Below are 13,496 nucleotides of genomic sequence, written 5' to 3' on the forward strand. Positions count from 1 at the left end.
TGTCCACCTGTGCGAGCGATCGACGGTATCTCGGCGAATCGGGGCCGGCATGGTGAACTTCGACGCCGACCTCGTCCGGGCCCTGCAGGACGACGGTCGCGCGAGCATCCACGACCTGGCGGCCGCCCTCGGCCAGTCGCGCGCCGCAGTCTCCGCGCGGTTGCGCGCGATGCTCGCGGACGAGACCGTGCGCGTCGTCGCCGCGGTCGATCCGGAGTTCCTCGGGCAGCACGTGCTCGCGCACGTCTCCATCCGCACCGACGGCGGCGCCGGGCCCGTGGCCGAGCACCTGCGCGCCCTCGACGAGACCGTCCTCGTCTCGGCGGTCGGCGGCGTGCACGACCTCGTGACCGAGATCCGCGTCGGCTCGATGCCCGCGCTCCACCAGCTCCTGGCGCAGATCCGCGCGCTGCCCCGGGTCGTCGACATCAACACGCTCATCTACTCGACCGTGATCAAGGGGTTCTTCGTCTCGGACTATCGCGGCGGCATCCGCATCGACGCGACCGACGCCGCGCTGATCGAACAGCTGCAGCGCGACGGACGCGCGAGCTTCCGCACGCTCGGGGAGGTCGTGCGCCTGTCTCCCTCGGCCGTCGCGACCCGGGTCGAGCGGCTCGTGTCGAGCGGCGTCATCAAGATCAGCGCCGTCGAGGCGCGCGGGCTCGCGCAGCGGCAGCTCTCGCTCGGCGTCGGCCTCAACCTCGCCGGCGACGACGACACGGTGATCGACGCGATCCGCGCCTGGCGGGGCGTCGACTTCGCGGCGCGGTCGCTCGGACGCTTCGACGTGATCATGACGCTCGTCGAACCGTCGGCCGGCGCCCTCTACGCGAGCCTCGAGCGCATCCGAGCCCTCCCCGGCGTCAGCCACACGGAGGCCTGGTTCCACCTGGCGGTGCTGAAGGAGGACTACGCGCGGACGCTGAGCGCCGCGGACGTGGTCGCGGCGCGCGGGCGCTGAGGCGCCACTCGCGCCGACGCTAGCCGAGCGCGTCGGCGTAGCCGTTCGCTATGCGCGCCACCTTGTCGACGTACGAGTCGAGGTGGTTGTACGAGAAGACGGCCGCACGCCAGCCCTCCGGCGTGGTCATCGGGCCCGACGCGCACAGGTAGCGGGCGGCGGCGTACGCGGCGTCGTCGATCTGGCTCGGGTCGGCGACGCCGTCGCCGTTCGCGTCGGCGCCCCACTGCGCCCAGGTCGAGGGGATGAACTGCATCGGCCCGACCGCGCGGTCCCAGGTCACGTCGCCGTCGAGGGCGCCGCCGTCGGTGTCGTGGATGGCGGCCACCCCGTCGCCGTCGAGCGCCGGGCCGAGGATCTTCGGCTGGACCAGCCCGTCGGCGCCGAGCACCGAGTCGCCGTGGCTGCCGTGCCCCGACTCGACCGCGCCGATCGCCGCGATCGTCGTCCAGTCGACGCCGCACGTGGGCTCCTCCGCGGCGATCGAGATGTGTGCGAGCGCATAGGCCGACAGCGCACGGGCGGGGATGCCCGTGGCGTCGGACACGACCGACAGCCAGTCGCCCTCGACGACGGGTGCGGCCTCGGCCTCCGGCTCCACGAGGGGCGCGACCTCGGACCCGGTCAACTCGTTCGGGTCGTCGGCCGCCTCGACCTGCGCGCCGACCTCGGTTCCCCCGTCGGCCGGTGCCGCGCTCACCGGCGGGAGCGGCGCACCGCGCCCCGATGCCGACGGCGCGGCGAACCCGCCGGGCTTCGCCGCGACACCCCAGACGGTCACGGCGACGACCGCGCCGACCACCAGGACGACGACCGCGGTCACGAGGCCGACGTAGCCCGCGACCTGGAGCAGGATCTCGCGCCCGGACGCGCGCCGACCCGGATCGCGCCGGCGATCGCCGGCGGATTCGTCGTCGTCCCAGGTCATCGGTCGCAGCTCCGTTCGGGCGGTGGATCGTCGTACGTGCCCGCCGGGTCGGCCTCGTCGCCGTGTGCCGGAGCATCGCGCCGCGACCCGCCCGTTCAGGCTACTCGCGGACCGCGGGCCTCCGCCTGAGAAGGTGCCGTACGTCCGGCGGCGAGGCATCCGGCCCTGGGGCATCCGGCCCTGGGGCATCCGGCCCCGGGGCATCCGTCACCGATTCGGTATTCAGTGTTGCTATCTACCGGTACTCATGCTTACTATGTACCGGTACTCAGCAACACTGAATAGTCGAGGAGCGGCGATGGGCAAGCAGGCGACCGAGATGCTGAAGGGCACGCTCGAGGGCATCGTCCTGGCGATCCTGTCCGGCAGGCCGGCGTACGGCTACGAGATCACCTCGTGGCTGCGCGAGCAGGGCTTCACCGACATCGCCGAGGGCACCATCTACGCCCTGCTCGTGCGCATCGAGCAGCGCGGGCTCGTCGACGTCGAGAAGGTGCCGTCCGAGAAGGGGCCACCGCGCAAGGTGTACTCCCTGAACGCCCGGGGCCGCGACTCGCTCGACGAGTTCTGGAGCACGTGGAGCTTCCTCGCCGCACGCATCGAACAGCTCCACGACCTCCAGCAGTTCCCCGGAGCCGACGAGCTCCCCGAATCACACCAGTCCCACGAAGAGGAGAAGTGACCATGGCCGCGAAGTGGATCGAAGCGCTCACGGGTTCGCTCGAGCAGAAGAAGCAGTACCGGCAGTACAAGGCGCGCGTCGCCGCGCTCCCCGAGCCCTACGCCGCCGCCGCGAAGGCGTTCGAGCGGTACTTCATGGTCAACGGGGGCATCACCGACGGCGACACCCTCGTCACGATGCTCGGCGACTTCGCCGACCTCTGGGAGCGCGCGGCGGCCGACGAGACGCCCGTGAGCGACATCGTCGGCGACGACCCGGTCGCCTTCGCCGAGGCCTTCACCGAGGCCTACGTCGGAAAGCGCTGGATCGACAAGGAGCGCAACCGACTGACCAGGACCATCGAGGAACTCGAGGGGAAGGACGAGCGATGACCACCGCAACGCAACCCGCCGCTTCGCGGCCAGGCGCACCGGCCGCACCGGCCATCCGCGTGCAGGGCGTCGAGAAGTCGTTCAAGGACCTCCAGGTGTTGAAGGCCGTCGACTTCGACGTGGCGAAGGGCAGCATCTTCGCCCTGCTCGGCTCGAACGGCGCCGGCAAGACGACGCTCGTGAACATCCTGTCGACGCTGATGAAGTCCGACGCCGGCACCGCCACCGTCGAGGGGTTCGATGTCGCGGACTCCCCCGGCGACGTGCGCCGCTCGATCAGCCTCACCGGGCAGTTCGCGGCGGTCGACGAGGTGCTCACGGGCCGCGAGAACCTCGTGCTCGTCGCGCGGCTCCGCCACCAGAAGGACCCGGGGCGCATCGCCGACGACCTGCTCGCGCGTTTCTCGCTGACCGACGCCGGCGACCGCCGGGCGGCGACGTACTCGGGCGGCATGCGCCGGCGCCTCGACATCGCGATGAGCCTGATCGGCGACCCGCCGGTCGTGTTCCTCGACGAGCCGACGACCGGGCTCGACCCGCAGGCGCGCATCGAGGTCTGGCAGACCGTCAAGGCCCTGGCGGATGGCGGCACCACCGTCCTGCTGACCACCCAGTACCTCGACGAGGCCGAGCAGCTCGCCGACCGGATCGCGATCCTGCACGAGGGCGTGATCATCCGGAACGGCACGCTCGCCGAACTCAAGCGGCTGCTGCCGGCCGCGAAGGTCGAGTACGTCGAGAAGCAGCCGAGCCTCGAGGAGGTCTTCCTCGCCCTGGTCGGCGAGCCGGCCCAGGCAGGCGAGCCCGCGGCATCCGTGCCCACCGCCCCCGCCGCGCCATCAACCAAGGAGTCACGATGACCACCCACGTCCTCAGCGACACTCGCGTCCTCACGGCGCGGTCGCTGACCCACATCGTCCGCAGTCCCGACACGATCATCACCACGGCGGTCACGCCGATCGCCCTGATGCTGCTGTTCGTGTACGTGTTCGGCGGCGCCATCCAGACCGGCGGCACGGAGTCGTACATCGACTACATGCTCCCCGGCATCCTGCTCATCACGATCGCGTCGGGCGTGGCCTACACGGCCTACCGGCTGTTCCTCGACCTGCAGGGCGGCATCTTCCAGCGCTTCCAGTCGATGCCGATCGCGAGGTCGAGCGTGCTCTGGGGCCATGTGCTCACCTCGCTCGTCGCCAACCTCGTGTCGGTCGCGATCGTCGTGGGAGTCGCCTTCATCATGGGCTTCCGCACCGGCGCATCGGTGGGCGCGTGGCTCGCGGTGATCGGCATCCTGGTCCTGTTCACGCTCGCGCTGACCTGGATCGCCGTGATCGCGGGCCTCTCGGCGAAGACCGTCGACGGCGCGAGCGCGTTCAGCTACCCGCTGATCTTCCTGCCGTTCATCAGCTCGGCCTTCGTGCCGACCGACTCGATGCCGGGGCCCGTCGCCTGGTTCGCCGAGAACCAGCCGGTCACCTCGATCGTCGACACGACGCGCGCGCTCTTCGCCGGCCAGCCCGTCGGCACCGACATCTGGGTCGCGCTCGCGTGGCTCGTCGGCATCATGGCGGTCGCGTTCGTGCTCGCCATGCGCATCTACCGGCGCAAGGCGGCGTAGTTCCTCGCCCAGCTGAATTCGCATGAGAATCCGGCCGATGCGTCCCAACCGGGCACCATCGACCGGATTCTCATGCGGCCGGACGGAGGGCGGCCCACCCCGGAAGGCTCGTGCATGAGAATCCGGGCTTCGGCGCCCGCCAGGACGCCGTCAGCCGGATTCTCATGCGCGTGCCCGGGGTGCCGAGGGAGGCGCCGAGGTCGGGCCGAGCGCGCAGCGTCAGTCGAACGCGGCCGCGGTGTCGCGGGGGTACGCGCCGCCCGCGAGCTTCACCAGCCGGGCGTGCGCGTACTCGCACACGAGGGCGTGCCGGTAGACCATGCGCGGCACGTCGACGTTGGAGTCCATCCAGAGGCTCATGCCCGCGAGCTTCCAGTGGCGGAAGGTGTCGTCGTCGGTGACGAGCGCGAGGATCTCGAGGAACGAGTCGTCGAAGCGGATGGAGTGCACCGCGCGGCGGTACTCCTCGACCGTGAGCGCCATCGAGAACGGGATGTTCATGAAGCAGAGCGCGGTCTGGATGTCGAGGCGCAGCAAGCGGCGACGGCCGCGCTCGGCGTCGAGCGGCGGCACGTCGAGCTGCGAGAAGTCGAGCGTCTCGGGCTTCACCAGCGGCACGTCGTCGAGCGCGATGAGCACGTCGTAGACGTTGACGTCGTGCTCCACGACCGCCTGGTCGCCGAGCCCGGAAAGGGCCTCGGGCCGGAGCGTCACGGGCTCCATGTCGACCGGGGTGTTCCGGATGATGAAGTTCACGAGGTTCGTCTCGACGACGAAGTGCCGGATCAGCAGGTCGACGGCGTCGGGCGAGACGAACCGGCGGAGGAACCACACGCACAGGACGTCCATGGTGTGCAGCGGCATCCACCGGAACGGCAGCACGCGCTTGACGATCGAGATGAGCGCGACGAGCACGCGCGAGACGATCCGCGCGATCGGGTAGAGCCAGCGGCGCGACAACCGGCGCTGGTCGTTGATGATCTGCCGCACGAGCGCTCGGTCGAGCGGCACCGACGGGTCGGCGTAGACCGCCTGCCACATGCTCGGATCGGAGCGGACGTATTCGGGGACCCGCGGCACCTGCACCTTCGGCACCTTCGGCAGGCTCGGCACCTTCGGCAGGCTCGGCACCTTCGACACCTCAGTGGTCCAGCTCTTCGAGCTGCAGCGCGTAGAGCCGCGCGACGACCTCGGCGCAGCGCACGATCTCGTCGGCGGCCGCGTCGTCGATGATGCCCGAGTCGAGGATCGCCTCGAGGTCACCGGTGTGCGCCCCGTCGGCCTCCTGGTGGTACTGCATGAAGTGCACCTGGTTGTCGGCGAGCCCGAGCACCTCCTGGAACCGCGCGGCCCAGCCCGCGGCGCGCTTGGCGCCGAGCCCCTCGATGATGAACATCGCGCCGAGCAGCCCGACCGGGTTCGGCCGGTCGGCGTAGGTGAACATGTAGCCCGACAGCGCCTCGGAGCCGAGGTTCTTGCGCCCGGCGCGGAGCTCGTCGAGCGACCCGCCGATCGCGACGTAGTCGCGCTCGAGCATGAGGTAGTCGCGGTGCTCCTCCTCCGCGTGCTTGATCGCCGCCGCGCGCAGCGTGAAGTGGTCGATGTCGAAGTTGGATGCCGCGCGGCTGATCCACGGCGAGCCGTCGACGACCTGCTGGCGCAGGTTGAAGAGCAGCCGCCTGTAGTCGTCGATCGTCACGGTGCCCTCGTCGAGCGCGCGGAGGATCGGCACCCGGTCGAGCCGCTCCTCGAGCTCGACCCACACGTCGGCGAGGCGGTCGGAGAGTGCGGCGGGGCCGTCGGGCGAGGCCGCGCCCGAGGCATCCGTCGTCGTGGTCTCGGCCTCGGCGGGCGCGGGCGTCGTCGTGTCGGTCGTCATGTCGAGGCTCCTTGCTGATCGGGTGGGGCGACCACGGTGAGGTGGGCGAAGGCGAACGAGAAGCGCCCCGATTCGGGGACGGCGAGCAGGATCGTCTCGCCGGGCGCGAACCGGCCGGTGCGCCACGCCTCCTCGAGGGCGATGAAGATGCTGGCGGCGCCCGTGTTGCCGCAGGTCTCGAGATTCGAGAACCAGCGGTCGGTGTCGAGCGTCGGGATGCGCTTGCGGAGTCCGTCGAAGGCGAGGTCGCGGAACGCGTTCGTGCTGTAGTGGCAGACGACGTGGTCGAGGTGGCTCACGTCGACGAGACCGATGTCGACGAGCTGCTCGAACTCGCGGAGGCCCGCGCCGGCGAGGTCGTCGAGCACGCTCACGTCCTGCCGGAGCACGAACATGCCGGATGCCTCGGCGTCGCCGATCCGGACGTCCTGCCAGGTGCGCCCGATCTCGGGTTCGATCCCGTCCATCCCGGCACGCATGCAGACGTCGTGCTCGTGCGCGAGCGAGACGTGGCGCACCCAGTCGACGCGGAGCGAGGGCCGGCCGGGGTGGGGCTGGAACTCGACGACCACGGCGCCCGCTCCGTCGGAGAGCATCCAGCGGAGGAAGTGGGAGTCCATGCCCGCGCGGATGCCGTCGAACCGGCGCTGCCGGAGGCTGCGACTCGCGAGCTCGGACCCGACGACCGCGACGCGCGGGTGCTCGCCGAGCTTCACCTTGCTCACGGCCGCGTCGAGCGCCTGCAGGCTCGAGGCGCACACGCCCGACGCCGACAGCAGCTGCATGGGCCCGCCGCCGAGCCGCCCGTGCACCATCGACGCGAAGCCGGGCACGAGCACGTCGCCGATCGTCGTCGCGGTCGCCAGCATGCGCAGGTCGTCGGGGCGGATGCCGCGGTCGTCGAGCGCCGCGCGGAGCGCCTTGACCGCGAGCTCCTCGTTCAGCTCGGTGGGCTCGCCGTCGTCGTCGAGCGCGTAGTGCCGCTGCCGGATGCCGTTCTGCTCGAGGATCATGCCGCGGATGCGGGCGGTCACCGGGTCGTCGCCCCCGAGGCGCGCCACGATGCCGTCGTTGTCGACCGGATCTCCCGGAAGGTACCGGCCGAAGCCGGTGAGGTACGCAGACGCCGTCGTGCCCATGGGATGACAGTAGGGCACGGGGGTGTCACGGCCGTGGCACCCGAAGGCGTGACATCCGGGGCCTCGTGATGGCGCGACTCGCCGAGCGACACGACATCGTGCGCGATCACGCCATCGTGTCGAGGATGGCCGTGAGCTGGTCGAAGGTGGTCCGCGGGTTCACGATCGCGAAGCGCGTGTTGGGCCGTCCGCCGTGCGAGCTGGGAGTGACGAACGCGTGCTGTTCGTCGAGCAGGCGCGTCGACCACCTGGCGTAGTCCGCCTTCGTCCATCCCTCGCGCTCGAACACCACGACCGACAGCTGCGGTTCGCGGACGAGCCGGAATCCCTCGCGACGATCGATCTCCCGGGCGATGTCGTGGGCGAGGCGGATGGACGCCGTCACCGCCTCGCGATAGGCGGCCGCGCCGTGGGTCGCGAGCGAGAACCAGAGCGGCAGGCCCCGCGCCCGTCGCGTGAGGTGCGCGGCGTAGTCCGAGGGGCTCCATTCGCTGGTCTCGGTCAGCGTGTCGAGGTACTCGGCGTGCTGGGTGTGGGCGCGCCGGCCGGCCTCGGGGTCGCGGTAGATCAGCGCGCAGGCGTCGAACGGGGCGAACAACCACTTGTGGGGGTCGACGATGACCGAGTCCGCCCGCTCGACGCCGGCGAAGCGGTGCCGCGCGGCGGGCGAGAGCATGCCCGCGAGCCCGTACGCGCCGTCGACATGGAGCCAGACGTCGAACTCGTCCTTCAGCGCGGCGATCGAGGCGAGGTCGTCGACGATGCCGAAGTTCGTCGACCCGGCGGTGGCGACGACCGCGAAGACGGATGCCCCGTGCTCCTCGATCGCGGCCCGGACGGCCGCACCCCGGAGCATGCCGTCCTCGCCGGCCGGGACGGCGACGACGTCCACGTCCATGACGCGCGCCGCCGAGGCGATGGACGAGTGCGCCTCGGCGCTGCACACGACGATCCAGCGACGAGGAGGTTCGGCGCCCGACTGCGCGAGCGCAGCGCGGGCGCGCTCGCGCGCGGCGACGAGCGCGGAGAGGTTGCCGAGTGTGCCGCCCTGCACGAAGACGCCGCCCGCCGTGGCGGGCAGGCCGAACTCGGCCGCGAGCCACGAGAGCACCTCGTTCTCGGCGTACACGGCGCCGGCTCCTTCGAGCCACGATCCTCCGTAGAGCGCGCTCGCCGACACCACGAGGTCGAAGGCCACCGCCGCCTTCGTCGGCGCGGTCGGGATGAAGGAGAGGTACTGCGGATGGTCGGTGGTGATGCACGCGGGCGCGAGGACGTGCTCGAATCGCGCGAGGGCGCGCTCCGCTCCGATCCCGTGCTCGTCGATGCTGCGCCCTGCGAGGCGTGCCAGGTCGACGGGCGGAATCGACTGGTCGAGCGGGGTGTCGATCGACAGGATCCGGTCGCGCGCGTAGCGGAGCACGAGCTCCACGAGATCCGTGGTGTGCTCGGACACCTCGTGCATCGTCGTGGGCGACGAAAGGATGGTTCGCTCGGTCATGCTGCTCCGATCTGGTCGGGAACGATTGTGCGCGAGCTGCGACTCATGCGCAAACGAGATGCAATCGTGCGCAGCCCGACGCAGTTTCAGTGCGTGAATGCAGAACCTGGCGCGCGATTTCACCGCCGACGATACTTCCAATCCATGTAATACAGATTCCGCATAGACGTTCTGTAACGCAGGTTGTAACGTGAGCCCACTCAATCTCAACGACGAGAGGAGTGCCATGCGCACACCACGGACGGCGGCGACCATCGCCGCGGGCACCATCCTGCTCCCCTTCATGCTGGGCACCGGCCCCGCGCACGCCGCGGGCGCCGAGGGCAACCTCATTCTGATCGGCGGTGCGCTGAACGAGAACGCGCAGATCCTGCAGCGCATCGTCGCCGACGCCGACCCCGACGGGTCCGGACCGGCCCGTGCGCGCATCGCGGTGGTCACCGCCGCATCCGTCCCCGCCGCCACGGCGGCCGAGGCCGGCGACCCCGCGCAGAGCAACGCCGCCGCGAACGGGCTCTACTACGGCGACCTCTTCGAGCAGTACGGAGCCGACGCCTACCTCGTGCCGATCGACATCGAGACGAACTACGCGGGCGACCCCTACGTTCCCGGCAACGCGTACAGCACCACCGTCGCCGACCAGGTGCGAGCCTCGACGGGCGTATTCTTCTCCGGCGGCGACCAGTCGCGCTACGTCGAGACGCTCCTCGACTGCGCCCCCGCGGCGGGCGACGCGTTCACGGACTGCGTCGACACCCCCGTGCTCGGCGCCGTCCGGTCCGTCCTCGACGCCGGCGGCGTGGTGGCGGGCTCGAGCGCCGGGCTCACCATCCAGAACGGCGCAGACATGGTCACCGGCGGCGAGTCGTACGAGGCCTGGCGCTACGGGGCCTATGCCGGCACCGGCGTCGGAGCGGACGACCTCACATACTCGCCGTTCGGCGGCTTCGCCTTCTTCACCGAAGGGCTGCTCGACAGCCACTTCGGCACGTGGGGCCGACAGGCGCGCATGATCGCCCTCGCCGACGAGACCGGGCACGATCTCGTCGTCGGCGTCGACGAGACGACGGCGCTCGTCTACGACCGCGCCACGCGTCGGGGCGAGGTGATCGGCGTCAACGGCGTCTCGATCCTCGACCTGTACGGTGCCGCCATCACCGGGGACCGGGCCGAGTACGTGCGCTGGGATTACCTCGTGAACGGCGATCGCATCGACTTCTCGACCCTCGCCGTCACCGCGTCGGCGACGAAGCGCTCCGGCGCCGGAACGGGCAGCGGCCCGAACCTCAAGCGCGACATCTGGGACTCGCCGGCCGGTTCGGGCGGCACGTACTCGATGGTCGCGCAGGCGAAGGCGCTCGTGAAGAGCTCGGCCGACGTCGCCCAGGGCACGACCTGGGAGCGCAACCCGCGCTACCGCACCTACCTCGACCGCGTGAGCGCGACCCGCTGGTGGTCGACGGGCGGCTTCGAAGGCCTCGAAGTCTCGTTCATCCGCGAGTAGGCGCGCGGTCGCGGTCGGCCGCCGGCGGTTCGGCGGCCCCCGAGGCGACGGATGCCGCGGGGCGCCCGCCCCGCGGCATCCGCTCGTGTGCAGGCCCGGCCATCGGCCTCAGGCTGGCAGACTGGTGCGTCGACCATGCACGCGAGCACGAGGGGTGGGCCGGTGATCACCGATGCGGCACGCGCGTTCCTCGCCGAGCGCCACCTCGCGACGCTCTCGACGCTCGGCCGCGACGGCCGGATCCACTCGGTTCCGGTCGGCATCACCTACCTCGACGGCATCGTCCGCGTGATCGGGAGTCGCGGCTCGCAGAAGTTCGTGAACGCCGAGCGCAGCGGCCGCGCGAGCGTGAACACCGTGGACGGCGCGAGGTGGATCAGCTTCGAGGGCCCGGTCCGCATCCTGAGCGATCCCGGGTCGGTCGCGTTCGCCGTCGAACTCTACGCGGCGCGGTACCGGCAGCCGCGCCCGAACCCGAACCGGATCGTGCTCGAGCTGACCGTCGAGCGGGTGCTCGGCTCGTCGGGCATGCGAGCGGACGCCGGCTGAGCTCGGTCACGGTCCAGGTACGCCGCGGCGGCGCGGCGGCTCGACCGGGCACTGGACACATCGATAGTTCACATGCAAAACTACTTCTTGCGCGCCGACGTGGTCGCGCAGTCAGGAGCACAGCACCGTGAACGTCGTCATCGTCGGAGCCGGTATCGCCGGGCTCGCCACGGCCCTCAGCCTCGAGGCCGCCGGCATCCGCGACCTCCGCATCTTCGAGCGCGCCCCCGAGATCCGCGGTCTCGGGGTCGGCATCAACCTGCTGCCGCACGCGGTGCGCGAGCTCACCGAGCTCGGCGTCGCCGACCGCATCGAGGCCCTCGGCGTCGCGCCGTCGCGGCTGGCGTACTACAACCGGCACGGTCAGCCGATCTGGTCCGAACCGCGCGGGCTCGACGCGGGATACCGGTGGCCGCAGCTCTCGGTGCACCGCGGCCGCCTGCAGCTCGCCCTGGTCGACCTGGTGCGCGAGCGGCTGGGCGACGTGATCGAGACCGGGCACCGCCTGGTGGGTGTGTCCGAGGGCGCGGATGCCGCTACCGCGACCTTCGAGACGGAAACCGGCGACGTGGATGCCACGGGCGACGTCGTGGTCGGCGCCGACGGCATCCACTCGGCGCTGCGCGCCATCCGCTACCCCGCCGAGGGCGCGCCGCCGTGGAGCGGGCTGACCCTGTGGCGCGGCACCGCGGTGATCCCGGGCTACCTCGACGGGCGGACCATGATCATGGCCGGCGACGGCGACCAGAAGTTCGTCGCCTACCCGCTGGGCGCGCCCGACGCGGAGGGCCGGCAGCGGGTGAACTTCATCGCCGAGCGTCGCGGCGAGGGCTCGCCCGACGCCGACTGGAACCGCGCAGTCGACCCGGCGCCGATCGTCGAGCTGTTCCGCGGCTGGCGGTTCGACTGGCTCGACGTGCCCGCCGCGATCGCGGCCGCCGACGAGATCCTCGAGTACCCGATGGTCGACCGCGACGCCCTGCCGCAGTGGACCTTCGGCCGCACCACCCTCATCGGCGACGCGGCCCACGCCATGTACCCGAACGGCTCGAACGGCGGGTCGCAGGCCATCCTCGACGCGCGCATCCTCGCGTTCCACCTCGCGACCGCGCCGACCATCGCCGCAGCGCTCGACGCCTACGAGGCCGACCGACGTCCGGCGACCGCGAAGCTGCTCGAGATGACCCGGCAGACCGGCCCCGAGCGGGTGATGCAGCTCGCGTACGAACGCGCACCCGAGGGCTTCGCCGACATCCACGACGTGATCCCCGCAGACGAACTCGCGGAGATCGCCGCCGCCTACAAGCGCGCAGCGGGCTTCCACCCCGACGTGCTCAACACGCGGGCCTCGATGACCGTCGAGGCCGCCGCCCGACGGCCGTCCGCGACGCAGGCGACCTCATGAGCTTCGACGCCGCCCGGCTCGCCGCCGTCATCTCCCCGCTCCGGCGCGCCCTCCTCGGCGCCGCACGCCGCCGCGAGGGACTGCCCGACCTGCCCGACGCGCAGATCGAGGTCATCCGCGCGCTCCCCCGCGGTGCGACCCTGTCGCCGAGCGAACTCGCCGAGTCGCTCGGCCTCGGCCGCCCGACCGTCAGCAACCTGCTGAACCGCATGGAACGCGACGGCCTCGTCGCCCGCACCCCGCGGGCCGGCGACGGACGCGGCGTCGACGTGGTGGCATCCGCCCACGCCCTCGACCTGTTCGTGCGCTTCGACCGGGCCTCGGCCGCGATCGTCGCGGACGCGGCATCCGCCCTGCCCGTCGACGACCTCGAAGCCCTCGACGCCGCACTCCCCGCGCTCGAGCGGCTGCGCGACGTCCTGGTCGAGCTCCGGCATGGCGACGGCCCCGCCGAGACCACGGTGACGGAGGAGCGAGCGTGACCGACCGTGCCGCTCCCACGGTGCCCGCGCTCGAGGCGGCCTTCGACGTCGTCGTCCACGTCGGCGCGGTCGACGACTACGGCGCGACCCGTGCCGGCCACCGGCGGGTCATCTCGATCACCGGCGGACGGATCACCGGCTCGATCACCGGCGAGATCCTGCCCGGCGGCGCCGACTGGCAGCTCGTGCGACCCGACGGCACGCTCGAGATCGACGGACGCTACTCCGCGCGCACCGACACCGGCGACCTGCTCTACCTCCAGGTCGCCGGCGTGCGCTCGGGCGAGCCGGCCGTGCTCGAGTCCCTGCTCCGCGGCGAGCCGGTCGACCCCTCGGCGTACTACTTCCGCACCGCCGTCACGGTCGAGACCTCCGCCCCGCACCTGGCGGACCTGCAGCGGTCGGTGTTCGTCGCGTCCTGCATCCGCGACGCCGACGCCGTCCGGTACACCGCGTACCGCGTGACCTGAT

15 protein-coding genes are annotated in these 13,496 nt (G+C 71.4%); 10 read left to right on the forward strand and 5 right to left on the reverse strand.

The window, feature by feature from the left end; translation table 11 throughout:
* The first annotated feature begins 49 nt into the window (after positions 1–49).
* Positions 50–964, forward strand: a complete 915-nt coding sequence (locus GLX25_RS03225) for an Lrp/AsnC family transcriptional regulator (protein WP_155840777.1) — start codon at positions 50–52, stop codon at positions 962–964.
* A 19-nt stretch (positions 965–983) separates the two neighbouring features.
* Here the strand turns inward: GLX25_RS03225 and GLX25_RS03230 are convergent, their stop codons facing one another.
* Positions 984–1,892: a lytic transglycosylase domain-containing protein gene (locus tag GLX25_RS03230; RefSeq protein ID WP_155840778.1), complete on the reverse strand. Its 909-nt coding sequence runs from the start codon at positions 1,890–1,892 to the stop codon at positions 984–986.
* Positions 1,893–2,190: 298 nt separating this feature from the next.
* Between GLX25_RS03230 and GLX25_RS03235 the strand changes: the two genes are divergently transcribed.
* Genes GLX25_RS03235 through GLX25_RS03250 form a run of 4 tightly spaced genes read left to right on the forward strand, consistent with a single transcriptional unit; the run spans position 2,191 to position 4,566 of the window.
* Positions 2,191–2,574, forward strand: a complete 384-nt coding sequence (locus GLX25_RS03235; RefSeq protein ID WP_155840779.1) for a PadR family transcriptional regulator — start codon at positions 2,191–2,193, stop codon at positions 2,572–2,574.
* A gap of 2 nt (positions 2,575–2,576) precedes the next feature.
* Entirely contained in the window at positions 2,577–2,945 is a 369-nt protein-coding gene (locus GLX25_RS03240; RefSeq protein ID WP_155840780.1) for a DUF1048 domain-containing protein, read from the forward strand.
* Positions 2,942–3,805, forward strand: a complete 864-nt coding sequence (locus tag GLX25_RS03245) for an ABC transporter ATP-binding protein (RefSeq protein ID WP_155840781.1) — start codon at positions 2,942–2,944, stop codon at positions 3,803–3,805. The genes GLX25_RS03240 and GLX25_RS03245 overlap by 4 nt, the downstream gene beginning before the upstream one ends.
* Positions 3,802–4,566 carry an ABC transporter permease gene (locus GLX25_RS03250; protein WP_155840782.1) on the forward strand — a complete coding sequence of 255 codons (765 nt, stop codon included), beginning with the start codon at positions 3,802–3,804 and terminating at the stop codon, positions 4,564–4,566. Before GLX25_RS03245 ends, GLX25_RS03250 begins: the two co-directional genes overlap by 4 nt.
* Before the next feature lie 219 nt (positions 4,567–4,785).
* Here GLX25_RS03250 and GLX25_RS03255 read toward each other — a convergent pair whose 3' ends face one another.
* The 4 genes from GLX25_RS03255 to GLX25_RS03270 form a co-directional block, all read right to left on the reverse strand.
* Complete coding sequence (locus GLX25_RS03255) at positions 4,786–5,697, reverse strand: DUF6999 family protein (RefSeq protein ID WP_271192554.1); 912 nt, start codon at positions 5,695–5,697, stop codon at positions 4,786–4,788.
* A 10-nt stretch (positions 5,698–5,707) separates the two neighbouring features.
* Positions 5,708–6,445, reverse strand: coding sequence for an iron-containing redox enzyme family protein (locus GLX25_RS03260; protein WP_155840783.1), 738 nt, complete (start codon positions 6,443–6,445; stop codon positions 5,708–5,710).
* Positions 6,442–7,584, reverse strand: coding sequence for a 3-oxoacyl-[acyl-carrier-protein] synthase III C-terminal domain-containing protein (locus GLX25_RS03265; RefSeq protein ID WP_155840784.1), 1,143 nt, complete (start codon positions 7,582–7,584; stop codon positions 6,442–6,444). The genes GLX25_RS03260 and GLX25_RS03265 overlap by 4 nt, the downstream gene beginning before the upstream one ends.
* Positions 7,585–7,690: 106 nt before the next feature.
* Positions 7,691–9,085: a pyridoxal phosphate-dependent decarboxylase family protein gene (locus tag GLX25_RS03270; protein ID WP_155840785.1), complete on the reverse strand. Its 1,395-nt coding sequence runs from the start codon at positions 9,083–9,085 to the stop codon at positions 7,691–7,693.
* 226 nt (positions 9,086–9,311) lie between these two features.
* On the opposite strand from GLX25_RS03270, the gene GLX25_RS03275 reads away from it, so the two are divergent.
* The 5 genes from GLX25_RS03275 (at position 9,312) to GLX25_RS03295 (ending at position 13,495) form a co-directional block, all read left to right on the forward strand.
* Positions 9,312–10,589 (forward strand): cyanophycinase, encoded by a 1,278-nt coding sequence (locus tag GLX25_RS03275; RefSeq protein WP_155840786.1) that lies wholly within the window; start codon positions 9,312–9,314, stop codon positions 10,587–10,589.
* A gap of 162 nt (positions 10,590–10,751) precedes the next feature.
* Positions 10,752–11,138 (forward strand): PPOX class F420-dependent oxidoreductase, encoded by a 387-nt coding sequence (locus GLX25_RS03280; RefSeq protein ID WP_271192553.1) that lies wholly within the window; start codon positions 10,752–10,754, stop codon positions 11,136–11,138.
* A 127-nt stretch (positions 11,139–11,265) separates the two neighbouring features.
* Positions 11,266–12,543 (forward strand): flavin-dependent oxidoreductase, encoded by a 1,278-nt coding sequence (locus tag GLX25_RS03285; protein ID WP_166548401.1) that lies wholly within the window; start codon positions 11,266–11,268, stop codon positions 12,541–12,543.
* Positions 12,540–13,025, forward strand: coding sequence for a MarR family winged helix-turn-helix transcriptional regulator (locus GLX25_RS03290; RefSeq protein ID WP_155840788.1), 486 nt, complete (start codon positions 12,540–12,542; stop codon positions 13,023–13,025). Before GLX25_RS03285 ends, GLX25_RS03290 begins: the two co-directional genes overlap by 4 nt.
* Complete coding sequence (locus tag GLX25_RS03295; RefSeq protein WP_166548402.1) at positions 13,022–13,495, forward strand: DUF3237 domain-containing protein; 474 nt, start codon at positions 13,022–13,024, stop codon at positions 13,493–13,495. The genes GLX25_RS03290 and GLX25_RS03295 overlap by 4 nt, the downstream gene beginning before the upstream one ends.
* The last annotated feature ends 1 nt before the right edge of the window (position 13,496 follow it).

The organism is Agromyces luteolus, assembly GCF_009729855.1.
Classification (GTDB): domain Bacteria; phylum Actinomycetota; class Actinomycetes; order Actinomycetales; family Microbacteriaceae; genus Agromyces; species Agromyces luteolus.

Excerpts from the sequence above, each read along its gene's own strand:
- GLX25_RS03225 (WP_155840777.1), top strand. The coding sequence starts at position 50 with ATGGTGAACTTCGACGCCGACCTCGTCCGGGCCCTGCAGGACGACGGT.
- GLX25_RS03230 (WP_155840778.1), bottom strand. The coding sequence starts at position 1,892 with ATGACCTGGGACGACGACGAATCCGCCGGCGATCGCCGGCGCGATCCG.
- GLX25_RS03235 (WP_155840779.1), top strand. The coding sequence starts at position 2,191 with ATGGGCAAGCAGGCGACCGAGATGCTGAAGGGCACGCTCGAGGGCATC.
- GLX25_RS03240 (WP_155840780.1), top strand. The coding sequence starts at position 2,577 with ATGGCCGCGAAGTGGATCGAAGCGCTCACGGGTTCGCTCGAGCAGAAG.
- GLX25_RS03245 (WP_155840781.1), top strand. The coding sequence starts at position 2,942 with ATGACCACCGCAACGCAACCCGCCGCTTCGCGGCCAGGCGCACCGGCC.
- GLX25_RS03250 (WP_155840782.1), top strand. The coding sequence starts at position 3,802 with ATGACCACCCACGTCCTCAGCGACACTCGCGTCCTCACGGCGCGGTCG.
- GLX25_RS03260 (WP_155840783.1), bottom strand. The coding sequence starts at position 6,445 with ATGACGACCGACACGACGACGCCCGCGCCCGCCGAGGCCGAGACCACG.
- GLX25_RS03265 (WP_155840784.1), bottom strand. The coding sequence starts at position 7,584 with ATGGGCACGACGGCGTCTGCGTACCTCACCGGCTTCGGCCGGTACCTT.
- GLX25_RS03270 (WP_155840785.1), bottom strand. The coding sequence starts at position 9,085 with ATGACCGAGCGAACCATCCTTTCGTCGCCCACGACGATGCACGAGGTG.
- GLX25_RS03275 (WP_155840786.1), top strand. The coding sequence starts at position 9,312 with ATGCGCACACCACGGACGGCGGCGACCATCGCCGCGGGCACCATCCTG.
- GLX25_RS03290 (WP_155840788.1), top strand. The coding sequence starts at position 12,540 with ATGAGCTTCGACGCCGCCCGGCTCGCCGCCGTCATCTCCCCGCTCCGG.